Below are 23,638 nucleotides of genomic sequence, written 5' to 3' on the forward strand. Positions count from 1 at the left end.
CGTGGCGCGGAGAAGGTGCGCACGGGCGGGGCGCGGGGCGATGTCCGCGCACGCCGGACCGGCCGGGACGAGGAGAGGGCAGCATGACGACGACTGGGGCCACGAGCGCGGCGGACCGTTTCCGGGCGGCGGTGGAGACGCGTCAACTCGATGCGGTGGAAGAGCTGTTGACGGAGGACATCCGGCTCTACAGCCCGGTGAAGTTCACGCCCTTCGAGGGCCGTGCGGCGGTGCTCGGCCTGTTCGGGGTGCTGCTGCGGACCTTCGAGGACTTCCGGTACGTGGGCGAGCTGGACGGCCGGGCGGAGACGGCGGCGGGGCCGGCGGCGGGCGCCGCGGACTCGGCGATCCTGATCTTCCGGGCCACCGTGAACGGCAAGGAGATCCACGGCATCGATCTGCTGCAGTGCGACGAGGCGGGGCGGATCAAGGAGTTCACGGTGATGGTGCGGCCGCAGTCCGCGGTGCAGGCGCTGGGCGAGGCGGTGCTGGCCGGTCTGGTGGCCGACGGGCTCGTCCCGCAGCAGTCGTAGCGCGACGGGCGCCGGCCCCCGCAGACGGTGCGGGGGCCGGCGCCCGGTGGCCCGGCCGGTGCCGGTCAGTGAGGCGGAGGGGCGGTCGGTCGGCCGGTCAGTCGGCCACCGAGATCGCGGCGGCGGGGCAGAGGGCCGCGGCCTCGCGCACCGCGTCGTGCAGTTCCGCCGGCGGCTCGGTGGTCAGAAGGACGACGATGCCGTCCTCGTCGCGCTGGTCGAACACGTCCGGTGCCGCCAGCACACAGCTTCCGGCGCCGCAGCATTTCTCCTGGTCGGCGTCAATACGCATGGTCGTTCTCCCAAGTGGTGCGGAGGGGGCGGGATTCGGGATGGGGTCAGGGATGCGGGCGGGCTACCAGGCCACCGGCAGCGCGTGAACCCCGTAGATCCCCATGTCGTGGCGGAACGGGACGTCCTCGAAGGCGGTGTCCAGCCGCAGGCCGGGCAGCCGGCGCAGCAGCGTTTCGATCGCGATCTGCAGCTCCACCCGGGCCAGCGGCTGGCCCAGACACTGGTGGACGCCGAAGCCGAAGGCGAGATGGCGGCGGGCGTCGCGGCCGACGTCGAGGGTGTCGCCCGCCGGGAAGACGTCGTCGTCGCGGTTGGCGGTGTTGATCGTGCAGAGCACGCCCTCGCCGGCCGGGATCGTCCGGCCGCCGATGGTGACGTCCTCGGTGGCGACCCGCGGGACGCCGTTGTGCACGATCGTCAGATAGCGCAGCAGTTCCTCCACCGCGCCCTTGATCAGCGACGGTTCCGCGCGCAGCCGGGCCAGCTGGCCGGGGTTGCGCAGCAGTGCGAGCGTCGACAGGGCCGTCATATTGGCGGTGGTCTCATGCCCGGCGATGAGCAACAGCCGCCCCATGGAGGCGATCTCCTCGGAATCCAGCTCGCCGCGCGCCACCAGCCGGCTGAAGATGCCGTCGTCCGGCTGCTGCCGCTTGGTCTCGGCCAGCCGCGTCATATAGGCGAGCAGCTCGTCCGACGCGGTGCGTACCTCGTCGGGGGTCGACCGGAGGCTGAGCAGGATCTGGCTGCGCTGCTGGAAGTAGGCGTGGTCCTCGTACGGGACGCCGAGCAGCAGGCAGATCACCAGGGACGGCAGCGGCAGCGCGAACTCGGCGACCAGATCGGCCGAGGTCTTGCCGTCGGTCATCGTGTCCAGCAGATCGTCGGCGATGCGCTGCACCTCGGGGCGCATCGCCTCGATCTTCTTGACCATGAAGTCGGCGGTGAGCATCCGGCGCAGGCGGGCGTGTTCCGGGTCGTCCAGGCGGAGGAAGGTCCGGTTGCTCGTGGCGAGTTCGCGGGCGCCGGCGGTGAGGAAGGGGAAGCCGGGGCGGGCGGCGTCGGCGCTGAAGCGGGGGTCGCCGAGCACCGCGCGGACGTCCTCGTGGCGGGTGACCAGCCAGCAGGTGGAGCCGTCCCAGAGGGTGGCCCGGGTGACCGGTTCCTCGCGCCGGGCGCGGGCGACTTCGGGGGCGGGGTCGAAGGGGCAGCCGGTGGCACGTGTGGCCGGGATGGCCAGGGAGTCAGGGTGCGCCATGTGCGCTTCGTGGGGTCGTTGTGCGGTCGTCATGCGGCTGTCCTTCCACGATCGGGATGCGGCGGGCGTCGCTGCCGCGGGAGTGCATGTGCCGACACTGATACTTAGTTACCAAACTTAAGTAACTACGTTCCTCACGGTAACTCCCTCTCCGCCGGGCGGGGAAGGGTTGATCACGATCCGCACGAGGTTGGCTCAAAGCGGTCGCCGACCTGCACGGACTGCCACCGGTCGGTACCGCTACGAGGTCGGCGGCGCGGCCGCTACAGTCACCCCATGCCGGACCCCGCAAGAGAACGGACCCACGACCGGGACCGCGAACAGGACTCCACCGCCGCGCTGCAGAGCGTGCTGGCCACGCTGTCCTACCTGCTGACCCGCTCCCGGGCGCACGAGCGTCAGGCGGCGCTGGCGGGGGTCGCGGTGGCCCGCTCCGATCTGTGGCTGCTGATGGCGCTGGAGGACAGCGGTGGCGTCAGCCGGGTCGGCGACCTGGCCGCCCTGCTCATGGTCGAGCCGCCTCATGTCACGCGGCAGATCGGCCAGTTGGAATCCCAGGACCTCGTCGAGCGCACCGCCGACACCCTGGACCGGCGGGCCCGCAAGGTGGCGATCACCCCGCGCGGCAGATCCGTCCTCAGAAGCCTCCAGGAGACCAGTCAGGCCGGCCTGCACGAAGCCCTCGCCGGCTTCGACGACGAGGATGTCGCCACCACCGTCGCCGTGCTCAACCATCTGGTGGCCTACGCCCGGGACAAGCATGCGCAGGAGGACCGTCAGCGCGGGCGGGGGGCGTAAGGCCCGGCGGGGGCGGGCTCGGCTTCACGGCAGGCGTTCACGGCAGACGATTACGGCATGCTCTTTACGGCACGCGCTTTGCGACACGTGCTTTACGGCACGCCGCCGACCATGTCGCTGGTCGACGTCAGGAGAAGGCCGGCCACGGTGGCGGTGAAGGACAGGCGGGGCCGGTCGCGCCTGGCGAGGAAGCCGCCCAGGGTGGCGAGGCAGAGGCCCGCGGCGATGAGGGCGGTCCAGGCGCCGACGCGTTCACCGCGCGTGAGCCGGTAGACGAGCACAATGACGCCAATGACGGCCGCCCCTACGGCCGCCACGGTGTGCGCCCGGCGCTTCTGTGCCCGCTCGCGTGCCGCCTGCTCGGCGCGCCCGGACGCGTCCTGCTGCTGAAAGGCGGCGCGCAGCTGCTCGGTTCGGCCGTTCTCGTCCCCAACTTCGGTCATGGGGTGGAAGCTTACGTGTGCGGAGAAGCGGCCGGGCGGGTGTACGGGGGTCCTGCGTAGACTGCGGAAGCATGTCCATGCCACATACGCCACAGCCATCACAGCCATCACAGCCTTCGCCGGCGCCCGACGCGACCGTGGTGCGTACCGGCCGCCGTGGTGCGCTGACCAGTCTCCCTCTCTGCCTGCTGCTGATTGCCCTGGGTCTGGTCGGTGTGGTCGGGCTGATCATGCTGCTCACCGGCACGGCGAAGGGCGAGTTCTCGATCAAGGGCCTGCTCGGCCTGCTGATGATGCTGGTGCTCGGCTCTGTCGGGGTGCTCCTCGGGATCCCGATATGGCGCGGCAGGCGGGTGGCGATCCTGGTGGACCGCGCCGGCGTGTGGCTGGACAACGGCACGGCGCGGGGGCTCGTCCCCTGGGCCGTGCTGGCCGGGGTCGGCATCTACTGGAGCAAGCTGGGACGGGCGAAGCAGTACTCCGTCGAACTCTGCCCCAGCGGCCCCATCGATGACCGCGATCCGGTGCTCTGGGCGCTGGTCCGCGACGAGGACCCGATCGCGCCCGGCCTGCCGCGCCTGCGCTACCGGCTGCCGGTCCCGGCGGGCAGCAAGGAGAAGGTGACAGCGGCCGTCCGGCAGTACGCCCCGCCGCAGCTTTGGCTGGGCGAGGCCCAGCGCGCCTCCGGTCACCTCGGCCGCCCCGACCTCAGCCGCCGCCCGGGGCGCTGACGGCTCGGCGCCGGCCGGACCGTTCCGGGAGGCGGGACTTTTCCGGGAGGCGGGGGAGGGACGGCCGTCCCTCCCCCGCCCACCTCCACTCCTCAGTTATTCGATCTCGATCCGGCCGGTGCGGCCCTGGCCGTTGGCCGGGCCCGTGGTGTCGCTCTTGCCGGCGTTGTTGTCGGGCGCGTCGGTGGCGCCGAGGTTGCGGCGGACCGAGTCGAGGATGGTCAGGCCCTGGCCGACCAGGCCGGCGGCGATCTCGCCGAGGCCGTCGGCGCCGTTGAGGACGTTGACGTTGGCGCCCTGGAGGCCGGCCGAGGCCTCCTTGACGATCTGCGGGAGCTGGTCGATGACCATGCGGTCCAGCGCCACCCGGTCGTACGACGCGGCGGCCTCGGCCTGGATCTTCATCCGCTCGGCCTCGGCCAGGGCCAGCAGCCGGATGCGCTCGGCCTCCGCCTCGGCGGGCTTGACGACCTCGGCGACCAGTTGCTGCTGACGCAGCTTCGCGGCGCGCTCGGCCAGCTCGGTCTGGGCGGCCAGCACCTCCTGCTGCGCATGCGCCTGCGCCAGCGGACCGGCCTGCGCGGCCATCGCCTGGGCGCGCTCGACCTCGGCGTTGTACTCGGCCTGGACGATGGCCGTCCGCCGCTGGTACTCGGCCTGATTACGCGCGGCCTCCTGCTGTGCCTCGACCGACGCCTGGGTGGCCTGGGCCTGGGAGATCTGCGCCTTCTGCTGGATGGCGGCCTTGTGCGGGGCCGACATCGCGGCGATATAGCCGGTGTCACCGTCGTCGATCGACTGGATCTGCAGCGAGTCGACGATCAGGCCGATCTTCGCCATTTCCGTCTTGGACGTCTCCAGCACCTCGGTGGCCAGCTTCTGGCGCTCCGTGACGATCTCCTCGACCGTCATCGAACCGATGATGGACCGCAGATGACCGGCGAAGATCCGGCCGGTCAGCACGGCCATCTGGTCCTGGTCGGACAGGAAGCGCTGGCCGGCGTTGACCACGCTCTCGGTGTCGTTGCCGACCTTGAAAGCGATCACGGCGCGGACCGTCAGCGCGATGCCCTGCCGGGTGACGCACTTCTCCGCGACCTCCGCCTCGCACATCGCCAGTGTCAGAAAGCGGACCTTGCGGAAGACGGGCAGTACGAACTTGCCATGACCGGTCACCACCCGGAATGGCGCGCCACCCTGTCCACGCTTGCCTCCCGAGATCAGCATGGCTTGATCGGGGGCAGGAACGCGGTAACCGAACATCCTTTGACTCCTCAACCGGCGTTGCCGGGATCGCCGGCCAACGCCTCCAACGGATCAGCCCACTCGATAACGTCGACCTGGCGCGCGCCGCGGGACTCGATCACGAGCACCGTCGCACCCACCGGGAGGGGCTCGGCCGACCAGGCGACGAAGGCCTCGGAGCCACCTCGGATCGACACCAGTACCTCACCGGGGCCGACGGCCCCACGAGTGCCGATCAACAGCACCCCCGTGCAGCCGATCACGGCATCATCCTGCGCCATCGGCGACTGCCTTCCCCGTTACGTTCCTGGAAATCCGACCATAGCGCTCCCCCCGGCCGGGGGCCTATCCTCAGGGGCTTTCGAGCTGCAGGCGCCGTCACGGGCGGGCCGGGCGGGAGCGCCGGGCGGATGCCGCAGGGGCGTTCCGGGTGGGTGCGGGGCGGTGCGCCGGGTCAGGACAGCGCGTCGAGGGCGGCCAGGATGTCGGACGGTTCGGCGCGGGCCTTGTAGTCGGTGTCGACGAAGGCCCACCGGATGACGGCGTCGCGGTCGATGACGTAGGTGGCGGGTATGGGGAGCGTGTACGGATGGCCGCCATTCACGCGCTGCAGGTCGAAGCCCAGGGAGTCGTAGACGGCGGCCAGCTCTTCGGAGAGGTCGAAGCTGAGGCCGTATCCCTTGGCGGTGTCGGAGCCGAGGTCGCTGAGGACCGGGAAGGCGAGCGCGTGCTTCTCGGCGAGGGAGAGGGATTCGTCGGGGATCTGCGGCGATACGGCCACCAGCTGGGCGCCGCGGGCGGTGATCTCGCCGTGCCGCTGCTGAAGGGCCCGCAGCGCCAGATTGCAGAACGGGCACCAGGCGCCGCGATAGAAGGTGAGCACGACCGGTCCGTCGGCCAGCAGGGCGTCCAGGGTCACGGTGGTGCCGTCCGCGGCGGGGAGGCCGAAGCGGGGGGCGGTGTCGCCGACGTTCAGGGCGCGGCCGGCTTGGCCGGAGGCGGCGAGTTCGGCCGCGGCCCGCCCCATGACCTCGTGTGCGGCGGCCGGGATCTCGTGTGCGCGGGCGTTGTAGAAGGCCTTGAGCTCGTCGTTGAGGCTCATTGCGGTGGTACCTCCTGGGGTGTGGGCGTGGGGGGTGTGGGTGTGGGGGCGGCCGTCGGGCGGGCGCGCAGCGGGGCCAGGGCGCCCGCCACGGACTCCCGCAGCGTGTCGGGGGAGGCGCCCGCGCGGGAGCGCAGATTGACCCCGTACGCCAGGGTCGCGAGCACGGCAGCCGCGGCGTCCAGGTCGACGGGCGCGTCGAGCTGCCCGAGCCCGGCGGCCGTGCTCAGCGCGGAACGCATGGCCGACTGGAGGGTGTGGTGATGCGCGTCGAGCAGTGCGCGTATCGCGGGGTCGGCGCATTCCGGCCCGGCGTGGGCGTTGGTGACCATGCAGCCCCAGCCGGCGACCGGACCGGAACAGCGCAGCCCGATCAGGCCCGTGAAGAACTCCTCGATCGCGGTCAGCCCCGAGGGATCGGCGGCGAGCGCGGCGAACGCGGGTGTGGAGTGCTGCGCTATATAGCGCCCCAGGGCGGCGGCGTAGAGACCGTCCTTGTTGCCGAACGTTGCGTAGAGGCTGGAGCGGCTCAGGCCCGTCGCGGAAACCAGTGCCTGTATCCCCGTGGCGGGCAGGCCCTGGCGCCAGAAGACGCGCACCGCGTCGTCGAGTACGACATCGGGGTTGAAGTGCTTGATGTCCGGCGACATGGAGCCTCCCTGTGCCTGTGCCTGTGCCTGTGCCTGTGCCTGTGTCCGCGGACGCGGCCACGGATGCGCCCGTGAAAGCGCCGACGAACGCACCCACGAATCTTGGAACGTTCAGTCCAAGTTAAGTCAACTGCGAGCGATTGCCAAGGGGTTTTCGGTGACTGAGGGTTAAGTTCCCGGATTCGACGGGGTGTTGGCGCGTTCGGCGGGCGCCTGGGCGCGCGGCGCCGCGGTGCGGGGCAGGAAGGGCAGCAGCGCCGCTCCGCGGCCGGGCACCCAGCAGCGATACCGCGGCGCTCCGCGCCGCGACGCGTCCCCGCACCCGCATCGCCTTCAACTCGCCCTCCCCGTAACTGAATTCACCGCGCCGCAAGAATGGACCCGTGAACAGGCCCCCCGATGATCCTGCCGAGCGATCCCTCACCCCGCCGGGAGCCGCTTCCCCCGGCGCCGATTTCCTCCAGCTGTCCATCGACGACGCGCCCAGGGGCGGGCGTGCCGACTGGCTGGCCCGGCAGTTGCGGCTGGCGATCTCCGACGGCCGCCTCCCGGTGGGGAGCAAGCTGCCCGCCACCCGGGCGCTCGCCGCTGACCTGCGGGTGTCCCGAGGCGTGGTGACCGAGGCGTACCAGCGGCTGACCGAGGACGGACAGGTGGCGGGGCGGGGGCGGGCCGGTACGGTCGTCGTCGCCGCGCCCCTGGCGGCGCCCGCGCCGGTACCCGACGAGCCGTCGCCGCGCCCGTCCCGGAGTGCGCTCTTCGCCGCGCCTCCCGGCCTGGACGTCTTCGATGCCCTGCGCGCCGCACCGGCCCGCATCGACCTCTCGCCCGGAGTGCCCGACCTGGCGGCGTTCCCCCGCGCGGCATGGCTGCGCGCCGAACGCGCCGTTCTGCGGACCGTCCCCGCCTCCGACCTCGGGTACGGCGACCCCCGCGGCGCCGCGCCCCTCCGCCGCGCCGTCGCCAACTGGCTGGCCCGCAACCGCGGGATCAGGGCGGATCCGGCGGAGGTGCTGATCGTCGCCGGGACCGCGCAGGCGCTCGGCCTGATCGCCCAGGTGCTGCGGCGCGACGGCATCTCCGAGGTCGCGGTGGAGGACCCCGGATCGCTCGGCGCACGCCAGCAGCTGCGGAGCGGGCAGCTGGAGACCCCGCCCGTCCCGGTGGACGCCGACGGCGTACGCGTCGATGCCCTGCGGGCCGCATGCGCGCCCGCCGTCATGCTCACCCCGGCGCATCAGTTCCCCACCGGGGTGGTGCTCGGCGGCCGCAGGCGCCGCGAGCTGCTGGACTGGGCGGGCGAGGGCGGCCTGATCATCGAGGACGACTACGACGCCGAGCACCGCTACGACCGCCCGCCGGTGCCCGCGCTGCGGGCCATGCTCGCCGAGCACGTCTTCTACGCGGGCAGCGTCTCCAAGCTGCTCGCGCCCGCCCTGCGGGTGGGCTGGCTGCTCGCGCCGCCGCGCTACCGGGACGCCCTGGTCGACGCCAAGCGCTTCGCCGACCTCGGTAACGCCGTACTGCCGCAGCACGTGCTGGCCCACCTGATGGAATCGGGCGAACTGGAACGCCGGCTCCGGCTGCTGCGCACCCGTCATCGCCGCCGCCGGGACGCGATGATCGAGGCGATCCGCAGGCATCTCCCGGGCGCGGTGGTGCACGGGGCGGCGGCGGGGCTGCATCTGACGATCACCTTCGAACGGCCCGTCGGCCGCACGGACACCCGCGACATGGACACCCGCGACATGGACACCCGCGACATGGACACCCGCGTCGTCGACACCCGCGTCGTGGACACCGTCCTGGCCGCCACCGCCCTCGCCGCCGGGGTGAAGGCCCAGCCCCTTTCCTGGCACAGTCAGCGCCCCCACCCGCCGGGGCTCGTCCTCGGCTACGCCGCGAGTTCCCCGGCGGCCATCGCCGAGGGCGTGGCCCTGATCGGCGAGGCCCTCCGTCAGCTGTCCTGAGCGCTTCGCGCCCCGAAGATCCGCCGCTCCGATTCCGCGATCGGTACGTCGTTGATGCTCGCCTCCCGCCGCCGCATCAGCCCGTTGTCCGCGAATTCCCACAGCTCGTTGCCGTAGCTGCGCCACCACTGCCCGCCCGCATCGCGGCACTCGTACTGGAACCGCACCGCGATCCGGTTCCCGTCGTACGACCAGAGCTCCTTGCGCAGCGCGTAGTCCAGCTCCCGTTCCCACTTCTTGCGCAGGAAGGCGACGATCTCGTCGCGGCCGGTGAGGAAGGTGTCCCGGTTCCGCCAGACCGAGTCCTCGGTGTAGGCGAGCGAGACGCGCTCGGGATCGCGGGTGTTCCACGCATCCTCCGCGGCCTGCACCTTTTGCCGTGCGCTGGGCCCGTCGAAGGGCGGGAACGGTGGCCGTGACGTCATGTCGGAGGACTCCTTCTCGTGCGCGGTTCTTGATGACGACCTGCGGAGAACGGTCGTTCTCCCGTCGTCCCGGCTAGTGTAGAGAACGCGCGTTCTCCAGGGAAGCGCTCAAGGGGAGCACTCAAGGGGAGCGCTCAAGGGAAGTGCGCAAGGGAAGCGGGAGTCAGGGATGGGCCAGGGCAAGGCGGGCGACGGCGGCGACGGTGGGGGAACGGCCGCGGACGATCCCCGCACGCGGATACTCGACGCCGCCGACCGGCTCTTCTACGACCGCGGCATCCAGGCCGTCGGCATGGATGAACTCCGCACCGCGGCCGGGGTCTCCCTCAAGCGCCTCTACGGCTGCTTCCCCTCCAAGAACGACCTCGTCGCCGCCTACCTCGAACGCCGCGACACCCGCTGGCGCGACGCCCTCACCGCCCATGTCGACGAGTGCGCCGCGACCCCCGAAGACCGCCTGTCCGCCGTCTTCGACTGGCTCCACACCTGGTTCGCCGCCCCCGGCTTCCGCGGCTGCGCCTTCCTCAACTCCTTCGGTGAGCTGGGCGCCACCTCCGAGGCCGTGGCATCCGCCGCCCGGCGGCACAAGGAGGCGCTGCTGAGCTATCTCACCGGACTGGCCGGCGATCTCGGGGCACCCGAACCGGACGTACTGGGCGGCCAGTTGGCGCTTCTGGTGGATGGTGCGATCACCATGGCGGCGCTCTCCGGGAGCCCGGATGCGGCGCATCGGGCCCGGGGCGCGGCGCGGGTACTGGTGGCGGCGGAAGCGGGCGGCTCACCTTGATGCGCCGGCCGCCGTGCCCCGCGCGGACACGCGCACACCGGGGAGTACTGCACGCTCACACCGGGGACTTCCTGGGGAACGCGGCGCGCAGGACGGCGCCGTTGCTGAGGAACGCGGCGGCGGCGAGGGGGAGCGCGCAGACGGTCTGCGCCAGGCCGAACCACAGCGGACAGACACCGGGGATCGCGTCGACGGCGACGATCACGAACGGCATGAGCACCGAGAGGATGCGCACGCGCAGGTAGGCCCACCGTGTTCCGCGTGCGGCGAGGACGGTCAGCCAGTAGAGCACCGCCGCGCTCGCGAGCACTCCGCCCGACCGGCCCCACATGAACGAGGTCACCGGGTGTCCGGTGAGCGCGAGCACGACGACCGCCACGAGGACGACGGCGCTCAGCGCACCGTAGGCCGCGATGAGGATCTTCGCCCGGTCGAAGGCCCGTTGGATGCGCGGACGGCGGAGGCGGTCCGCCTCCGCCGCGGTGCGGTGGGTGGCCGCGGCAGGCGCGGTGGCGGTGGCGCGGTGGGTCGTTGCCATGGCGTGCTTCCTTCGTCTCGTCGGTGGGGTGTCGACGCTAGGGAGCGCATGAGGGGCCCGGTATGGGCCTGGACGTACGGGTGGGTGGGGCCAGACCCACTTCCGGGCCGATCCGGCGGGTAACGGGCTCCGTGCGGCGCACAGTGGAGGCACCAAGTCGAACCGGCCGGGCCGGGGCCGTGCGGCGGCACCGTGCAGCAGCGCCGTACAGCAGCCCAGTGCGGCAGTCAGTGCGGCAGTACGCGGGAGCCGCGGTGCGGTCGGGGCCATCGAACGAGAAGGAATGATCATGCGACAGCTGGTGTCGTGGGCGGCAAGTGCCGGCGCGGGGCTCGTCCGGGCGTGTGTGCTGCTGGTCGTCAGCATGCTGGTCCCGGCCGTCTGGGCCGCCGCGGTGGTGCTGGGGATCTGGTGGGCGGGCAGCCCGTGGGCGTGGATCCCGGAGATCGTCTGGGCCTCTCTCGGCACCTTCGCCCTGTCCCGCCCGGTCTGCGGGATGTTCCGCTCCCTCGTGGCGAAGTGGACCGCCACCGTCATTCCCGCCGGATACCGGGAGCCCGGTCCGGTGGTGCGGATGTCCACCGGGTACTGGTGGAACGGCTATTCCTACACGCGCAGCAGCCGCGACGCCCGCCGCGAGCAGCGGTTGCGGATCCGGTGGAGCGATCCCGCAGGCCGGCGCGACCTGCGGTTCACGGTGATCGCGCCGTTCACCGTGGGCCTGATCGCGGCCGTCCCGCCGGCCGGAGTCGTGGCGGCGTGCATCAGCTTCTCCCGGGCCACGCCCGCCGCGAGCGCCATCGGGGCGCTCGGCCTGGTCGTGGCCGTCGCCGCCGCCCCGTACGCCTGGCGGCCCCTCGGTCCGGTGGCCGTCCGCTTCCTGGGCGCATCGCCCGCCCGGGTGCTGGCGGACCGGGTGGACGAGCTGACCGCCCAACGCGCGGATGCCACCGTCGCGCAGGCCGCCGAGATCCGCCGGATCGAACGGGACCTGCACGACGGAGCGCAGGCACGCCTGGTCGCGCTCGGGCTCTCCCTGGCGACCGCGGAGAAACTGATGGAAACCGACCCCGAACGGGCCAAGGCGCTGATGCGGGAGGCGCGCACCGGCGCCGCCACCTCGCTCACCGAACTCCGCGAACTGGTCAGGGGAATCAACCCGCCGGTACTGAACGAGCGCGGACTCGTCGACGCCGTGCGCGCCCTTGCCCTGGACAGCCCGCTCGAAGCGACCGTCAGCGCGCACGTCCAACTCCACCTCGACCCGCCGATCGAGTCCGCCCTGTACTTCGGGATCGCCGAACTGCTGACCAACGCGGCCAAGCACGCCCGCGCGACCCGGGCGCACATCCATCTCACCCGGGACGACACCGGCATCGTCGTCGAAGTGACGGACGACGGCCGCGGCGGCGCCACCATGCGCGTCGACGGCGGACTTGCGGGGCTGCGCCGCCGCCTCACGGTCTTCGACGGCACCCTGGGGATCAGCAGTCCGACGGGCGGCCCGACCCGCGCAACCATGGTGGTGCCATGCGAATCGTTGTAGCCGAAGACCTCTACCTCCTGCGCGACGGCATGGTCCGTCTCCTGGAGGCGTACGGACACCAGGTGGTGGCGACGGCGGCCACCGGACCCGAGACGCTGGACGCGCTGCTGAAGTGGCGGCCGGATGTGTCCCTCGTCGATGTCCGCATGCCACCCACCCAGTCGGACGAGGGCCTGCGGGCGGTGCTTGCGGCCCGCCGCGAACTGCCCGGACTGCCGGTCCTGATTCTCTCCCAGCACGTCGAACAGCTCTATGCCCGCGAGCTCCTGGCCGACGGCGCCGGCGGCATCGGCTACTTCCTCAAGGAAAGCGTCTTCGACGCCGATCAGTTCATCGACGCGCTGGAACGCGTCGCCGGCGGCGGGACCGCCATGGACCCGGCCGTCATCACCAAACTGCTCTCCGCCGGGTCCTCGAACCGACGGCTGGAGGGGCTCACCGAACGCGAACACTCCGTGCTCGCCCTCATGGCCGAAGGCCTGTCCAACCAGGCCATCGCCCAGCGGCTCTTCCTCAGCGACAGCGCCATCAGCAAGTACACCACCTCCATGTTCGGCAAACTCGGCATCACCGATGACGACAACAGCAACCGCCGCGTCCTCGCCGTGCTGGCCTACCTCAACAAGCCGTGAGGGGAGCGCTGTTCACCCCGTGCGGGCCGACGCCGGAGCCGTCGGGCGGTCTCGTCAGGCCGCAGTCGTCGATGCCGGAGCCGTCGACGCCGGTGCGGCCGATGCCGGAGCCGGTGATCTGCCGGGGCGCCGCCGTGCCGGCAGCAGCAGCGCCGGGACCGCCGCGAGGGCCAGCAGCGCCACCGCCCACCAGTAGGTGTGCCGGAACGCGCCCGCCCGCTCCACCGCGCCCGCCGAGTCCGCCGTGTTCGACGCCAGCAGCACCGACATCAGCGCCGTACCGATCGACGTCCCGACCTGGGAGACGATGTTCAGCGTGGTGCTGCCGGACGGAACGTCGTCGGGGGCCAGCCCCCGGGTCGCCGTCGCATTGACCGGCATCATCACCATGCCGACCCCGGTGCCCATCACCAGCAGGGCGCCGCACAGCCGCCAGTACGGGGTGTCCGGCCCGATCTGAGCGGCGAACAGGGACAGCCCGGCGGCGGCCACCGCGATGCCCGAGACGACCATCAGCCGCGGGGACACCCTGTCGATCCGGCGCGTGGCGATCTGCATGGACGTGCCCACGGCGACCGCCAGCGGGGCGCCCAGCAGGCCCGAGGCGGCGGCGCTCAGCCCCCGCGCCGTCTGGTAGTACATCGGCGTCAGCAGCATCGAGCCGAAGTAACCGCAGGGGAACAGCACCATGGTGGCGATGCCCGCGGCGAAGGTGCGATCGCGGAACAGCCGCAGCTGCAACAGGGGGTGATCGGTTGTCAGCCCTCGGACGACGAAGGCGACGGTCAGCAGCAGTCCGGTGCCGGCGGGAAGCAGCGCTGCGGGTGCGGTGAAGTCGCCGCGTTCGCCGCCGGTGGACAGCCCGTAGAGGAGCAGGGCCAGGCCCGGCGACAGCATCAGCAGTCCCGGCACGTCCAGCCGCCGCGCCGGCTGGGGCGCGTCGCGCGGCAGCAGCCGCGCCGCCAGTGCCAGCGCGGCCGCACCGACCGGCAGGTTGACCAGGAAGATCCAGTGCCAGGACGCGGCGTCGATCAGCCAGCCGCCCAGGACCGGACCGCTCACCGGACCGATCAGGACCGGGATGCCGAGCAGCGCCATCGGCCGGCCCATCCGCTCCCGGTCCGCGGCGCGGATGACCATGGTCATGCCGACCGGCATCAGCAGGCCGCCGCCGAGCCCCTGCACCACCCGGAACGCCACCAGCGTCTCGATGTTCCAGGCCAGTGAGGCCAGCGCGGAGCCGGCGACGAACAGCGCGATGGCGGTGAGATAGCTGCGCTTGGCGCCGAAGCGGCCCATGGCCCAGGCCGCGACCGGGATGACGGCGGCGAGCGCGAGGGTGTAGCCGGTGGCGACCCACTGGACGGCGGCGACCGGCGCGCCGAACGCCACCGCCAGCGGATGCAGCGCGACATTGACGATGGTCACGTCCAGTACGGACATGATCGAGCCGATGATGACGACGGTGAGGATGCCGCCCAGGCCGGGTGCGGATCGGGGGCCGGGGGCGATGGCGGCCCCCGGACGGCTGCCGGTGCTCATCACCCTCGTCACTTCCCGTACGGGTGATCGGCGCGGGCGGTGCGCAGCGCGCGGCCCCACCACACCAACTGGTCGACCATGCCCTTGGCGGCGCCCTCGCACACCTCCGCGTCGCGCGGCCGGCCGTCCGGGCCGAGCCCGGACCAGGGGCCGTGCAGGCTGACGGAGTCGCGCACGGTCATGGCGTGCAGCTCGGCGAAGACCTGCCGCAGTTGTTCGACGGCGCGCAGCCCGCCGCCCAGCCCGCCGTAGGAGACGAAGCCGACCGGCTTGGCCTGCCACTGGGTGTAGTGCCAGTCGATGAGGTTCTTCAGGGAGGCCGGGAAGCTGTGGTTGTACTCGGGGGTGACGACGACGAAGGCGTCGGCGGCGGCCAGCCGCGGGCTGACGTCGGCGAGCGCGGCCGCGGTCTCCGGGGCGGGAGCGGGAGTGCCGTCCCAGCCGGGCATGGCCACCGGCAGGGCCAGGTCGGCGACGTCGACGAGGTCGCACTCGATGTCGGTGCGGTCGCGGACCTGGCCGGTGAACCAGTCGGCGACGGACGGGCCGACGCGGCCGCCGCGGGCGCTGGCGACGATGACGGCGACGCGGAGAGCGGAGTCGTGGGCGGGCGTGGTGTCGGACATGGCGAATCCCCTTGGTTCCCTCGTTGCGGGCCGCGGGATGCGGCCACGTCCGGTAAAGTACAACTAGCGTTGTAGAAAATGCAACGCTGGTTGTAATTATCCTGGTGGGCATGGGAGGGCAGCGGCGATGACCAGTGCAAAGGCCGGCGAGAAGGCGGCGAGGACGGCCCCGCGGGGCGGCCGGGCGAACAAGGCGGCGGCGATCGTGCAGGCCGCGTGCGAGGTCTTCGGGCGGGACGGCTACTCCCGCGCGGGCATCGACGCGATCGCCGCCGAGGCCGGCGCCTCCACCCGCACCCTCTACAACCACTTCCCCGGCGGGAAGGAGGAGTTGTTCCGCACGGTCGTGCAGTGGAGTTCGGGTCAGGTACGGGACGAGCAGCTCACGCTGCTGCACAAGTACCTGGACCCGGAGCGCCCGCCGCGCCCCGAGGACCTGGAGCGCGATCTGCTCGCCCTCGCCCGTGCCTGGATCCGTCTGATGGCGGACTTCCGCAACCACTTCTCGCTGGTCCGGCACATCTACGCGGAGGCCGGGCACGTCCCGGCCGAGGTCCTGGACGCCTGGCAGGAGGCCGGGCCGCGCGCGGTGGGGCGCGAATTCCGCGCCGTCATGGCCGCGTTGGACGACCACGGCCTGATCGACGCGCACGGCGATCCGGCCCAGGCCGCCGCGCATTTCATGACGCTCACCTCGACCGACATCGTGCACCGCTCCTACTGGGGCGTGAACCCCCTCCCACAAGAGGAGACCGAACGGCTCACCACGGCCGGAGTCCGGGCCTTCCTGCGGGCGTACGGCTCCGCGGGCTGAGGCGGCGAACGGGCCTGCCCTTGCCGTCGGCCGGATTGTCAGACCCTGGGGCTAGCGTCGATGGCGTCGGTAGGTCCCTTCTTCGCGTTGCGGAGGCGCCATGAGTGACGCGTACTCGCCCATTCCTCAGCTGAACCTGCTCAAGGAATTCGAGGATCAGCACCGTTACGTCTCGGACGGGTTCGAGCTGTATGCGTACGGGCGGCCCGACGCCGGACTGGTGGAGTGGTTCGACCTGCGCGATACGCAGGACCCGGACCGGCTGCGCTTCCTGGCGCGGCTCGTCCCGTTCGCGCAGGCCAGCGCGTCCGGCTCGTTCTATGCGCTGTGGCGGTGCGACGACCGCGAGCACCTGGCGACGCTGCCCGTCATCCGGTTCGGCGACGAAGGCGACCTCGATGTCGTCGCGTCCGGTCTGTCCGACCTGCTCCGGCTGCTCGCGATCGACCACGAGTGGTACCTCGACGGTGACGAGGACGAGGACGGGGACGGGGACGGGGACGGGGATGGGGGCGAGGGCGAGGACGAGGACGAAGGGCGCGACGGCGGGAATGCTGCCTATCTCGCATGGCTGCAGGAGAACTTCGGCCTCACCCGGCCCGCGGATCCCGGGGTCATTCTGAAGGCGGCCATGGACGAGCACGGTCAGCGGTTCGCCGACTGGCTGCGGCAGTTCGTGGAGGACGACATCGCCGATGCGGTGCTGGAGCCCTCCGACATACTCCCGGACAAATAGCGGGTCGTGCGCGGCGGGGGCTCGACAGGGCGGACGCCCGGAACGGCGCGCGGAAGACAAGTGCTCCCCGTCCGCGGAACGAACTGCCCCGGCCTGCTCAGGCGCCGGCCGGGACAGCCCTGAAATCAGATCCGGGTGAATCTACATAAAGGGGAGATGGCCGGTGAAGGCCGTTTGGAAGTGCGTGTTCTTGGTCAAGTGATCGAGATAGCGGGGATCGCTCACTTCGATCGTGAACCAGGCGAGCGCGCCTTCTCCTTCGTCTCCTTCGTCGGATTCTTCTTCGCTGAGTTCGAATGAGACGATGATTTTCGCGGTGCGGCGGGCGAACTCGGCGGGCCGGGGAGCGAGAGCGATGTAGTGGACCCCCTCCGAGGAGCCTCGCCCTCCGTAGGGATGGAGCTGGTTCTTATAGAAATCCTCCGCCTTGACGCGAGGTATCCGCACGTCCGTGGAGCCGTCTTCGAGCAGATAGCCCTCCTCGTCCACGCGTACCTTCCGGCCGAGATAGAGCTCGAAAAGCTCGTTGAACTCGGATTCCGTCGCGGCGGAGACGGACCCGTCGCCGAATTTACGGCACTCGTACCAGGCATCCATGATGAGTTGCAGCCCGAATTCGGGCTCTTGGGAGAACCCGTAGCCGTCGGTGGAGCGGTACTGCACGAATCCGGAGAGAGTGGCGCCGTCGCGTGCCTCGGTGAACACGTCGAAGATGTAGGTCATGCTTCCGCAGGGTAGTAATCCTTGCTGATCTCCGCCCTCATAAAGGAAGAAGAGAGAAGGCGAAGGAAGGCGAAGGAAGGCGACGGAAGATGGAGGAAGATCTCTGTCGCCTGGGTCGGTGTCAGGAGCTGGTGAGAATGACGAGTTGCTGGGTCGCCCGGGTCATCGCGACATAACGGTCGACCGCGCCTTCGATCCCCGTGCCGAACGACTCGGGATCGATGAGGACGACCAGATCGAATTCGAGCCCCTTCGACAGCTCGGGGGTCAGCGACCGGATGCGGGGCGATGGCCGGAACGCGCCAACTCCGGTGCCACCAGCGCCGATGACGCAGGCGACCCCGTCGGCATGTGCGGCCAGCCAGCTGTCGAGGACCGCGTCCAGATCGGCAACGGATCCGTGGACGACGGGGACGCCGCTGCTGCGGATGGAGGTCGGCACATTGGCATCCGGGAGCGCGGCCCGAATGACCGGCTCGGCCTCGGCCATGACCTCCTCCGGGGTGCGGTAATTGATGCTCAGCGAGGCCACGTTGATCCGGTCGAGTCCGATCCGCTCCAGGCGTTCCTGCCACGACTCGGTGAACCCGCGCTGTGCCTGGGCGCGGTCCCCGACGATGGTGAAGCTCCGGGACGGGCAGCGGAGCAGCAGCATCTGCCATTCGGCGTCGGTCAGTTCCTGGGCCTCGTCCACGACGATGTGCGCGAACGGGCCGGCGAGCCGGTCGGGGTCGGCGCCGGGCAGGGCGCTCTCGTCGATCAGGCTGTCCTGAAGGTCCTGACCGCGCAGCATCGTGACCGCGCCTTCGCCGTCGTCGTCGGCCTGGATGATCCCGTCGATGACGTCCGCCATCCGCTCGCGCTCGGCGGCAACGGCGGCGTTGTGCCGGCGCTTTCGCCGTGCCGCCTCGGGGTCGCCGAGCCGCTGCCGCGCGGCGTCCAGGAGCGGCAGGTCGGACACCGTCCAGGCCTGGGCGTCCGGGCGCTGCAGCTTGCGGATGTCGTCGCGGCTGAGCCAGGGGGCGCACAGCCGCAGGTAGGCGGGTACCGTCCACAGGTCTCCGACGAGGTCGGCGGCCTCCAGCATCGGCCATGCGCGATTGAGGGTCGTGACCAGCTCTTTGTCCTCCCTCAGCGACCGCTGGAACAGGTCGGGCGGGATGTTGTCCCCGCCGCTCTTGTCCAGCAGGATCGTGACCAGCTCCGCCCAGATCTGTTCGCGCGCCTCGTTGTGGGGAGTGCCTGGTTCCGGCGCGTCGAACGCCTCGGCCCAATCGTCGGCGCTCAGCCAGAGGTCGTCCCAGTGGGTCGATACCGTCATCCCCTCGGCGGGCGGCTCTTCGTAGAACCGGACGGCCTTCTCGATCGCCTTCACCAGCTCCGCGGACGACTTCAGCGCGGCCACCTCCGGATCGGACTCGATCGCCGCGGTGGCTCCCTCGGCGACGAGGTCCTGCACGATGCAGGTCTGCACACCCTCCTCGCCGAGGCTGGGGAGGACATCGGCGACATAGGACAGGTAGGGCCGGTGCGGACCGACGAACAGCACGCCGCCCCGACGGTGACCGAGGCGAGGGTCGGAGTAGAGGAGGTGGGCGGAGCGGTGCAGCGCGACGACGGTCTTGCCCGTACCCGGGCCGCCGTCCACGACGAGCGCGCCGCGGGAACCGGCGCGGATGATGGCGTCCTGGTCGGCCTGGATGGTGCCGAGTACGTCGCGCATCCGGGACGAACGGTTGCTGCCCAGGCTGGCGATGAAGGCGGACTGGTCGTCGAGCGCGGCGTGTCCGTCGAGCCCGTCCGCGGTGAACACCTCGTCCCAGTAGTCGCCGATCCGGCCATCGGTCCAGCGATACCGGCGGCGGCTTGCCAGCCCCATCGGGTCGGCGTGGGTCGCGGCGAAGAACGGCTCGGCCGCGGGGGAGCGCCAGTCGATCAGCAGCCGGCGGCCCGTGTCGTCGGTGAGGCCGAGCCGTCCGATGTAGACGGGCTCGGTGTTGTCGGGATCGTCCGTGCTGACGATGCGTCCGAGGCACAGATCCAGACCGAAGCGCCGCAGGGTGCGCAGGCGAGCGGTCAGCCGGTGGACCTCCGCGTCGCGGTCCATCGCCGCCCGTCCCAGGCCACCGGGCGCCTTGCGCTCGGCGTCGAGGCGGCCGGACAGGTCGGCGATCGACCGCTGGAGGCACTCCGCGATGGCCGCGAAGTGCGCCTCGTCGCCGGCGATCAGTGTCGGGTCGGCCTTGGCGGAGAGGCGCTCGGGAAGGGCGAACGCCGTGGTGGTCAGGGGGCTGGTCATGTCATCGGCTCCCTTCGGAGATCGCTCCCGCGATGCCCGGTCGCGCGCATATCCACGCCGCGGCGCCGAGTGCCCGCAGCCGCAGCGCGAGTCCCACCATCGGCTCGGCGTCTCCACACGCCCCATAAGCAGACAACATTGTGCGCACTGCGCGAATCACCTATTTCCGTAGGTTCGGGCTCAGGTCAGCGATTCTGCGGTACGACCGGGGCCTTGCCGCAAGCCCCCCAGTGCGCTATACGTTGAGAGTGGCAAGGGGTGGGGTATCGCTTGCCCGGTCCGTCCCAGGCGACTTGGTCCACCGTGAGGTGTGGAGACCAGTGCCGAGGTGTAGCGATCAGCGGACCGACAAACCAGCAGGCAAACAGACCAACTGGCAGACAGGTCAGCGCTGAGGCCTTGAGGCCGGTGCTTTGTGTCGTGCGCTCAGTACGTCAGCAGCAGGGCGGCGACGCTCGCCGGGCCGGTCGGCCGTGGGTGCGCTCTCCGGTTCCGCGACGTGGTCGGCAACACCGCGTAGTCCCCACGCCGTTCGGGCTCACCCGTCCTGAGCGGGGCGGTCTCCCTCTCGCGCCAGGGCGGTGCCGCCCCAGCCGTGTTCCAGCAGGTCGAACAGGTCGTGCATGGCCCGGGCCGGGTCCTCGCTCGCGCGGGCGAGGCCGGGGGCTTCCAGGGCGAAGCGCGCCAGGCTCATGACGGCGAGGTCGTCCGGGGGCAGACCGGTGGCATCGGCGAGGGCGGCGGCCAAGGCCTTCTCGTGGCGCGACCACATGCGCCGGGCGTAATCCCGCAGCGCGGGGGTGGAGTCGACGAGCCGGAACGTCGGGTCGTCGGTCCGCACGGCGGTGCGGCTGTGCACCATGTGGTCGCGCAGAGCCTGCAGCGCGGACCGGCCGGGGGCGCGCTCGCGCACGGCGGCGACCAGGGCGCTTTCGAGATCCGCGTCCAGGTCGAAGACGAGGGCTTCCTTGCTGGGGAAGTGCTTGAAGAGCGTGCTCAGCGAGACATCGGCCGCCTCCGCCACGTCACGCACACCGACGTTGTCGAAGCCGCGCTCGGTGAACAGCCGCATGGCGGCATCCGCCAGGGCCTGCCGGGTCTGGGCCTTCTTGCGCTCGCGGCGCCCCGTCGTCGTCTCGGCCATGCCCCCACCCTACCCCGTGAGGCGATTCGCTCGTAAAGGCGAGCAACTCAAAAGTCGTATCGATTGCACTTTTAGAGCTGCTGTGTTTTTGTGGAGGGGTGAGTCCGTCGGCAGCCGGCCGCGGATCCCGGACGCGTTCCCCGCACCGGAGGGACGCGAAGAACGGAGCGTGACCCTCTTGTCCACCACTCCTCGTATCGCGATCATCGGCGCCGGCCCCGGCGGCCTCGTCTGTGCGCGCGTCCTGCAGCGGCACGGCGTGCCGGTCACCGTCTTCGAGCGCGAGTCCGGCCCCGACTCCCGCTCGCAGGGCGGCACCCTCGACATCCACGAGGACACCGGCCAAGTCGCCTTGCGCGCAGCCGGATTGTTCGACGCGTTCCTCGCGCTGTCCCGGCCCGACGGTCAGGAGTGGCGCCTGTACGACCGTCACGCGACCCTGATACGCCACGACCGGGCCGGCGAGGGCGATCTGAGCAGGCCCGAGATCGACCGCGGACAGCTGCGCGGCCTCCTGCTGGACTCCCTCGCCCCCGGCACGGTCCGCTGGAACCACGCCGTGCAGGCCGTCGTCCCGCTGCCGCACGGCGCCGCCCGCGTGCAGCACCACGACCGCACCGCCGAGGACTTCGACCTGGTCATCGGCGCCGACGGCGCCTGGTCCCGGGTGCGCCCCGCGCTCTCCGACGCCCAGCCCTCGTATGCCGGCGTCACGATGGTCGAAGCGCACTTCGACGACGTCGACCACCGTCACCCCGGCATCGCGGCGTTGATCGGCGCCGGCACCATGTCGGCCAAGGCGGGCGGCCGCAGCCTGGTGATGCAGCGCAACAGCGGCGGGCACGTCCGCGCCTACCTCATCTTCCGCGGCCCCCAGGACTGGCACGCCGGCCTCGACCTCGCCGACACGGAGGCGGTACGCGCCCGGCTCCTCGACCGGTACCAGGGCTGGGACGAGAGCCTGCTGGACGTCCTGCGCGCCAACGAGAGCGGTTTCCGCAACCGGCCCATGTTCGTCCTGCCGGTTCCCCACACCTGGCAGCGCGTCCCGGGCGTCACCCTGCTCGGCGACGCCGCCCACCTGATGCCGCCCGTCGGCGTCGGGGCCAACCTCGCCCTGCTCGACGGCGCCGAACTCGCCCAGGCCGTCATCGGGCACGCCTCCGTCGGCGAGGCCCTCGACGCCTACGAAAGCGTCATGCTGCCGCGCGCCCACGACAACGCGAAGACCGCCCAGCAGATGCTCGCCACGTTCATGCCCGACACCGACTCCGACGAGGCCCTCTTCCCCGACGCCGTCTGGCCGGACGGCTCCCCGTCGGACAGGCCCTAACCCTCCGGATAGAAGACGAACAACGTGCAGCCCGTCGCCGTCTGCGGGACATGTGCGGAACCCGCGGGGGCATGGATGAACGTTCCGGCCGGATAGGCGCGGTCGCCGTCATGGAATTCGCCCGAGACCACGTAGACCTCTTCGGGGCCCGGTTCGTGGACATCGAGGCCTTCCCAGCAGGTGCCCGCGTCCATCTCCAGGATCTGGGCCTTCGCGCCGTCGTCCCCGGTCCACAGCGGGCGCACCCGGATCCCGGGAAAGAGTTCGCGCACGGGGGCGTCGTGCACGGCGGACCAGACATAGCCGGGTACCTGCGAAAGTCCCGGGGCCCGGGGCGCCGGGTGCCGGCCGGTCGTCCGCGGCTCCGCTGCCCGCTCTTTCGCTGCCTGCTCGTTCGCTGCCTGCTCGTTCGCTGTCATGAGGCCAGCTTGTCCGTCGGCTCGTGCCGGGCCGAGTGTCGCAAGGGACATGTTGCGGTACTTTCCTGCCATGCATCGCGTGGTCGCGCTGATCCACCCTCCGCAGTCCACCTTCGAACTCGGCTGCGCGGCCGAGGTGTTCGGCATCGAACGACGCGGGATCCCCGCCCGGTACGCCTTCGGGGTGTGCACCGAGGACCCGGGCCCGGTGCCGACGCCCGCCGGGTACGACATGCTCGTGACCGACGGGCTGGACGCCCTCGACCGGGCGGACACCGTCGTCGTCCCCGGCTGGCTGCCCATCGGGGAACCGCCCTCGCCCGCGGTGGTCCGGGCCCTGCGCCGGGCACACGAGCGCGGTGCGCGGGTGGTCAGCATCTGCTCCGGCGCCTTCGCGCTGGCGCACGCCGGGCTGCTGGACGGACGCCGGGCCACCACGCACTGGGCGCGGGCGGGCGAGCTGGCCGAACGGTTCCCGGGCGTCCAGGTCGATCCGGACGTGCTGTACGTGGACCATGGCGATGTGGCCACCAGCGCGGGCTCCGGCGCCGGTATCGACCTGTGTCTGCACCTGGTGCGCGGCGACCAGGGCGCCAGGTACGCCGCGCAGGTCGCCCGGAGCATGGTCATGCCGCCCCACCGCGAGGGCGGGCAGCTGCAGTATTCGGCGCCGCCGCACCCCGCCCAGATCGACGGTTCGCTCGCACCGCTGCTGGAGTGGATGACCGGCCGGCTCCACGAACCGCTCTCGGTCGGAGAACTGGCCGCGCACGCCGGCCTCTCGGCCCGTACCCTCGCCCGCCGCTTCGCCGATCAGCTCGGCGTCAGCCCGGGGCAGTGGCTGCTCGCCCAGCGCATCGCCGCCTCCCGCGAGCTGCTGGAATCCTCCGGCCTTCCCCTGGAGGCCATCGCCCGCCGGGTCGGCCTCTCCTCGGCCACCAACCTCCGCAGACGTTTCCTGCGCGCCGTGGGCACCACACCGGGCGCCTACCGCCGGGCGTTCCGGACCGATCCGGGCGACAGCGACCCGCGCTCGCGGGCCACCTGAGAGGG

General features: G+C 71.4%; 26 protein-coding genes. 11 read left to right on the forward strand and 15 right to left on the reverse strand.

Annotated features, from left to right (window positions below):
* The first annotated feature begins 83 nt into the window (after positions 1-83).
* Positions 84-533 carry a nuclear transport factor 2 family protein gene (locus AC5677_RS20815; protein WP_497189426.1) on the forward strand — a complete coding sequence of 150 codons (450 nt, stop codon included), beginning with the start codon at positions 84-86 and terminating at the stop codon, positions 531-533.
* Between the two features lie 97 nt (positions 534-630).
* On the opposite strand, the gene AC5677_RS20820 is transcribed toward AC5677_RS20815, so the two are convergent.
* Both AC5677_RS20820 and AC5677_RS20825 read right to left on the reverse strand, forming a co-directional pair.
* The gene (locus AC5677_RS20820; RefSeq protein WP_497189427.1) at positions 631-825 is read right to left on the reverse strand and encodes a ferredoxin; all 195 of its coding nucleotides are present in this window, start codon (positions 823-825) and stop codon (positions 631-633) included.
* Between the two features lie 63 nt (positions 826-888).
* Entirely contained in the window at positions 889-2,115 is a 1,227-nt protein-coding gene (locus AC5677_RS20825; RefSeq protein WP_497189428.1) for a cytochrome P450, read from the reverse strand.
* 243 nt (positions 2,116-2,358) lie between these two features.
* Between AC5677_RS20825 and AC5677_RS20830 the strand changes: the two genes are divergently transcribed.
* Positions 2,359-2,880 (forward strand): MarR family winged helix-turn-helix transcriptional regulator, encoded by a 522-nt coding sequence (locus AC5677_RS20830; RefSeq protein WP_497189429.1) that lies wholly within the window; start codon positions 2,359-2,361, stop codon positions 2,878-2,880.
* 92 nt (positions 2,881-2,972) lie between these two features.
* On the opposite strand, the gene AC5677_RS20835 is transcribed toward AC5677_RS20830, so the two are convergent.
* A complete protein-coding gene (locus AC5677_RS20835) occupies positions 2,973-3,323 on the reverse strand; it encodes a hypothetical protein (protein WP_497189430.1) in 351 nt (116 codons plus the stop codon).
* A gap of 71 nt (positions 3,324-3,394) precedes the next feature.
* Here AC5677_RS20835 and AC5677_RS20840 point away from each other — a divergent pair, with 71 nt between their 5' ends.
* Complete coding sequence (locus AC5677_RS20840) at positions 3,395-4,054, forward strand: hypothetical protein (protein ID WP_497189431.1); 660 nt, start codon at positions 3,395-3,397, stop codon at positions 4,052-4,054.
* A gap of 96 nt (positions 4,055-4,150) precedes the next feature.
* Here AC5677_RS20840 and AC5677_RS20845 read toward each other — a convergent pair whose 3' ends face one another.
* The 4 genes from AC5677_RS20845 to AC5677_RS20860 all read right to left on the reverse strand — a co-directional run bounded on the left by AC5677_RS20845 (position 4,151) and on the right by AC5677_RS20860 (position 7,051).
* A complete protein-coding gene (locus AC5677_RS20845) occupies positions 4,151-5,317 on the reverse strand; it encodes a flotillin family protein (RefSeq protein WP_497189432.1) in 1,167 nt (388 codons plus the stop codon).
* Between the two features lie 11 nt (positions 5,318-5,328).
* Positions 5,329-5,580 carry an NfeD C-terminal domain-containing protein gene (locus AC5677_RS20850; protein ID WP_497189433.1) on the reverse strand — a complete coding sequence of 84 codons (252 nt, stop codon included), beginning with the start codon at positions 5,578-5,580 and terminating at the stop codon, positions 5,329-5,331.
* A 173-nt stretch (positions 5,581-5,753) separates the two neighbouring features.
* The gene (locus AC5677_RS20855; protein ID WP_497189434.1) at positions 5,754-6,401 is read right to left on the reverse strand and encodes a peroxiredoxin-like family protein; all 648 of its coding nucleotides are present in this window, start codon (positions 6,399-6,401) and stop codon (positions 5,754-5,756) included.
* Entirely contained in the window at positions 6,398-7,051 is a 654-nt protein-coding gene (locus AC5677_RS20860) for a TetR/AcrR family transcriptional regulator (RefSeq protein WP_497189435.1), read from the reverse strand. Before AC5677_RS20860 ends, AC5677_RS20855 begins: the two co-directional genes overlap by 4 nt.
* Before the next feature lie 383 nt (positions 7,052-7,434).
* On the opposite strand from AC5677_RS20860, the gene pdxR reads away from it, so the two are divergent.
* On the forward strand, positions 7,435-9,021 hold the full coding sequence (gene pdxR / locus AC5677_RS20865; RefSeq protein ID WP_497189436.1) for a MocR-like pyridoxine biosynthesis transcription factor PdxR: 1,587 nt from the start codon (positions 7,435-7,437) through the stop codon (positions 9,019-9,021).
* Here the strand turns inward: pdxR and AC5677_RS20870 are convergent.
* Positions 9,009-9,446 carry a nuclear transport factor 2 family protein gene (locus AC5677_RS20870; protein ID WP_497189437.1) on the reverse strand — a complete coding sequence of 146 codons (438 nt, stop codon included), beginning with the start codon at positions 9,444-9,446 and terminating at the stop codon, positions 9,009-9,011. The genes pdxR and AC5677_RS20870 overlap by 13 nt on opposite strands.
* A gap of 169 nt (positions 9,447-9,615) precedes the next feature.
* On the opposite strand from AC5677_RS20870, the gene AC5677_RS20875 reads away from it, so the two are divergent.
* The gene (locus AC5677_RS20875; protein ID WP_497189438.1) at positions 9,616-10,233 is read left to right on the forward strand and encodes a TetR/AcrR family transcriptional regulator; all 618 of its coding nucleotides are present in this window, start codon (positions 9,616-9,618) and stop codon (positions 10,231-10,233) included.
* 55 nt (positions 10,234-10,288) lie between these two features.
* Here AC5677_RS20875 and AC5677_RS20880 read toward each other — a convergent pair whose 3' ends face one another.
* Entirely contained in the window at positions 10,289-10,771 is a 483-nt protein-coding gene (locus AC5677_RS20880; RefSeq protein WP_497189439.1) for a hypothetical protein, read from the reverse strand.
* A gap of 289 nt (positions 10,772-11,060) precedes the next feature.
* On the opposite strand from AC5677_RS20880, the gene AC5677_RS20885 reads away from it, so the two are divergent.
* Together AC5677_RS20885 and AC5677_RS20890 are read left to right on the forward strand one after the other, a co-directional pair.
* A complete protein-coding gene (locus AC5677_RS20885) occupies positions 11,061-12,317 on the forward strand; it encodes a sensor histidine kinase (RefSeq protein ID WP_497189440.1) in 1,257 nt (418 codons plus the stop codon).
* Complete coding sequence (locus tag AC5677_RS20890) at positions 12,302-12,949, forward strand: response regulator transcription factor (protein WP_497189441.1); 648 nt, start codon at positions 12,302-12,304, stop codon at positions 12,947-12,949. Before AC5677_RS20885 ends, AC5677_RS20890 begins: the two co-directional genes overlap by 16 nt.
* A gap of 54 nt (positions 12,950-13,003) precedes the next feature.
* On the opposite strand, the gene AC5677_RS20895 is transcribed toward AC5677_RS20890, so the two are convergent.
* Both AC5677_RS20895 and AC5677_RS20900 read right to left on the reverse strand, forming a co-directional pair.
* A complete protein-coding gene (locus AC5677_RS20895) occupies positions 13,004-14,491 on the reverse strand; it encodes a DHA2 family efflux MFS transporter permease subunit (protein ID WP_497189442.1) in 1,488 nt (495 codons plus the stop codon).
* Positions 14,492-14,499: 8 nt separating this feature from the next.
* Positions 14,500-15,117, reverse strand: a complete 618-nt coding sequence (locus AC5677_RS20900) for an NADPH-dependent FMN reductase (RefSeq protein WP_497189443.1) — start codon at positions 15,115-15,117, stop codon at positions 14,500-14,502.
* A gap of 127 nt (positions 15,118-15,244) precedes the next feature.
* On the opposite strand from AC5677_RS20900, the gene AC5677_RS20905 reads away from it, so the two are divergent.
* Together AC5677_RS20905 and AC5677_RS20910 are read left to right on the forward strand one after the other, a co-directional pair.
* Positions 15,245-15,931, forward strand: a complete 687-nt coding sequence (locus tag AC5677_RS20905) for a TetR/AcrR family transcriptional regulator (RefSeq protein WP_497189444.1) — start codon at positions 15,245-15,247, stop codon at positions 15,929-15,931.
* A gap of 100 nt (positions 15,932-16,031) precedes the next feature.
* A complete protein-coding gene (locus tag AC5677_RS20910) occupies positions 16,032-16,667 on the forward strand; it encodes a hypothetical protein (RefSeq protein WP_497189445.1) in 636 nt (211 codons plus the stop codon).
* Positions 16,668-16,808: 141 nt separating this feature from the next.
* Here AC5677_RS20910 and AC5677_RS20915 read toward each other — a convergent pair whose 3' ends face one another.
* From AC5677_RS20915 to AC5677_RS20925, 3 genes are all read right to left on the reverse strand, one after another.
* On the reverse strand, positions 16,809-17,390 hold the full coding sequence (locus AC5677_RS20915; RefSeq protein WP_497189446.1) for a hypothetical protein: 582 nt from the start codon (positions 17,388-17,390) through the stop codon (positions 16,809-16,811).
* A 121-nt stretch (positions 17,391-17,511) separates the two neighbouring features.
* Entirely contained in the window at positions 17,512-19,689 is a 2,178-nt protein-coding gene (helR, locus tag AC5677_RS20920) for an RNA polymerase recycling motor ATPase HelR (protein ID WP_497189447.1), read from the reverse strand.
* A 538-nt stretch (positions 19,690-20,227) separates the two neighbouring features.
* Entirely contained in the window at positions 20,228-20,833 is a 606-nt protein-coding gene (locus tag AC5677_RS20925) for a TetR/AcrR family transcriptional regulator (protein ID WP_497189448.1), read from the reverse strand.
* 178 nt (positions 20,834-21,011) lie between these two features.
* Here AC5677_RS20925 and AC5677_RS20930 point away from each other — a divergent pair, with 178 nt between their 5' ends.
* Positions 21,012-22,166 carry an FAD-dependent oxidoreductase gene (locus AC5677_RS20930; protein WP_497196701.1) on the forward strand — a complete coding sequence of 385 codons (1,155 nt, stop codon included), beginning with the start codon at positions 21,012-21,014 and terminating at the stop codon, positions 22,164-22,166.
* On the opposite strand, the gene AC5677_RS20935 is transcribed toward AC5677_RS20930, so the two are convergent.
* Positions 22,163-22,453 (reverse strand): cupin domain-containing protein, encoded by a 291-nt coding sequence (locus AC5677_RS20935; RefSeq protein WP_497196702.1) that lies wholly within the window; start codon positions 22,451-22,453, stop codon positions 22,163-22,165. The genes AC5677_RS20930 and AC5677_RS20935 overlap by 4 nt on opposite strands.
* 202 nt (positions 22,454-22,655) lie before the next feature.
* Here AC5677_RS20935 and AC5677_RS20940 point away from each other — a divergent pair, with 202 nt between their 5' ends.
* The gene (locus AC5677_RS20940; RefSeq protein WP_497189449.1) at positions 22,656-23,633 is read left to right on the forward strand and encodes a helix-turn-helix domain-containing protein; all 978 of its coding nucleotides are present in this window, start codon (positions 22,656-22,658) and stop codon (positions 23,631-23,633) included.
* Positions 23,634-23,638 lie beyond the last annotated feature (5 nt).

This window comes from Streptomyces sp. JLSY215, from assembly GCF_059682825.1.

Coding starts and splice junctions, on each gene's coding strand:
- AC5677_RS20880 (WP_497189439.1), bottom strand. CDS start 10,771: ATGGCAACGACCCACCGCGCCACCGCCACCGCGCCTGCCGCGGCCACC.
- AC5677_RS20890 (WP_497189441.1), top strand. CDS start 12,302: ATGCGAATCGTTGTAGCCGAAGACCTCTACCTCCTGCGCGACGGCATG.
- AC5677_RS20820 (WP_497189427.1), bottom strand. CDS start 825: ATGCGTATTGACGCCGACCAGGAGAAATGCTGCGGCGCCGGAAGCTGT.
- AC5677_RS20895 (WP_497189442.1), bottom strand. CDS start 14,491: ATGAGCACCGGCAGCCGTCCGGGGGCCGCCATCGCCCCCGGCCCCCGA.
- AC5677_RS20845 (WP_497189432.1), bottom strand. CDS start 5,317: ATGTTCGGTTACCGCGTTCCTGCCCCCGATCAAGCCATGCTGATCTCG.
- AC5677_RS20825 (WP_497189428.1), bottom strand. CDS start 2,115: ATGACGACCGCACAACGACCCCACGAAGCGCACATGGCGCACCCTGAC.
- AC5677_RS20900 (WP_497189443.1), bottom strand. CDS start 15,117: ATGTCCGACACCACGCCCGCCCACGACTCCGCTCTCCGCGTCGCCGTC.
- AC5677_RS20885 (WP_497189440.1), top strand. CDS start 11,061: ATGCGACAGCTGGTGTCGTGGGCGGCAAGTGCCGGCGCGGGGCTCGTC.
- AC5677_RS20925 (WP_497189448.1), bottom strand. CDS start 20,833: ATGGCCGAGACGACGACGGGGCGCCGCGAGCGCAAGAAGGCCCAGACC.
- AC5677_RS20860 (WP_497189435.1), bottom strand. CDS start 7,051: ATGTCGCCGGACATCAAGCACTTCAACCCCGATGTCGTACTCGACGAC.
- AC5677_RS20830 (WP_497189429.1), top strand. CDS start 2,359: ATGCCGGACCCCGCAAGAGAACGGACCCACGACCGGGACCGCGAACAG.
- AC5677_RS20870 (WP_497189437.1), bottom strand. CDS start 9,446: ATGACGTCACGGCCACCGTTCCCGCCCTTCGACGGGCCCAGCGCACGG.
- AC5677_RS20840 (WP_497189431.1), top strand. CDS start 3,395: ATGTCCATGCCACATACGCCACAGCCATCACAGCCATCACAGCCTTCG.
- AC5677_RS20910 (WP_497189445.1), top strand. CDS start 16,032: ATGAGTGACGCGTACTCGCCCATTCCTCAGCTGAACCTGCTCAAGGAA.
- AC5677_RS20905 (WP_497189444.1), top strand. CDS start 15,245: ATGACCAGTGCAAAGGCCGGCGAGAAGGCGGCGAGGACGGCCCCGCGG.
- AC5677_RS20815 (WP_497189426.1), top strand. CDS start 84: ATGACGACGACTGGGGCCACGAGCGCGGCGGACCGTTTCCGGGCGGCG.
- AC5677_RS20835 (WP_497189430.1), bottom strand. CDS start 3,323: ATGACCGAAGTTGGGGACGAGAACGGCCGAACCGAGCAGCTGCGCGCC.
- AC5677_RS20850 (WP_497189433.1), bottom strand. CDS start 5,580: ATGGCGCAGGATGATGCCGTGATCGGCTGCACGGGGGTGCTGTTGATC.
- helR (WP_497189447.1), bottom strand. CDS start 19,689: ATGACCAGCCCCCTGACCACCACGGCGTTCGCCCTTCCCGAGCGCCTC.
- AC5677_RS20915 (WP_497189446.1), bottom strand. CDS start 17,390: ATGACCTACATCTTCGACGTGTTCACCGAGGCACGCGACGGCGCCACT.
- AC5677_RS20855 (WP_497189434.1), bottom strand. CDS start 6,401: ATGAGCCTCAACGACGAGCTCAAGGCCTTCTACAACGCCCGCGCACAC.
- AC5677_RS20940 (WP_497189449.1), top strand. CDS start 22,656: ATGCATCGCGTGGTCGCGCTGATCCACCCTCCGCAGTCCACCTTCGAA.
- AC5677_RS20875 (WP_497189438.1), top strand. CDS start 9,616: ATGGGCCAGGGCAAGGCGGGCGACGGCGGCGACGGTGGGGGAACGGCC.